This window comes from Pseudomonas syringae group sp. J309-1, from assembly GCF_032582135.1.
GTDB lineage: Bacteria > Pseudomonadota > Gammaproteobacteria > Pseudomonadales > Pseudomonadaceae > Aquipseudomonas > Aquipseudomonas quasicaspiana.
The window spans coordinates 1-523 of record NZ_JAWHNU010000163.1 but is presented as its reverse complement, the minus strand read 5'-3'; the positions used below and the strand labels follow the sequence as shown (position 1 = coordinate 523).

1 protein-coding gene is annotated in these 523 nt (G+C 67.9%); it reads left to right on the top strand.

Annotation, left to right across the window (positions count from 1 at the left end):
• On the top strand, window positions 1-523 hold a 523-nt coding region (locus RX972_RS29245; protein ID WP_316880790.1), incomplete at both ends, for a hypothetical protein.

Genomic DNA, 523 nt, shown 5'->3' with positions numbered 1-523 from the left:
CCTCGGCGCGGCGTTGAACTTCGCGTCGACCCTCACAGCGTTGGGCAGCTCGCCGGCCAGCCGAGCGATCTCGCGCGTTCAGGATCTCGCGACGCAGCGCTCAACCAGGCTGCTCAAGAGCGAGTGGCTCACCCTGCCGGCAGGAAGTGCCGCTGCCGTCGTTCGATCCGCCTTGCCGGGGTCGATGCCGGCCGGGCCGGCTGCGTTCACCAATGCGGCTATGGCGGTGACCGATACCGTTGTGCAGCAGCTGCAGGGCAATGACGATGCCGCCGTTTCGCCAGCAGCGGAGGCCCCAGTGCCGATTGCACCCGTGACGCCGGCACAGATCGTCGACCTGTTCATCGGCGCGTCACAGCGGTTCACTGTCCAGCACGCCGAGGCGCCTTCGACCACGGATAGCGTGCTGTTGCTCACCGCTGCAGGCGACCCACTGGGGAAAGCGGTCGGTCTCTCGGTCCAGATCGAGCATGCCAGCCGGGAGGATGCCCTGGCTTTGCGCGGCAGGCTTGTCGGCGCGATG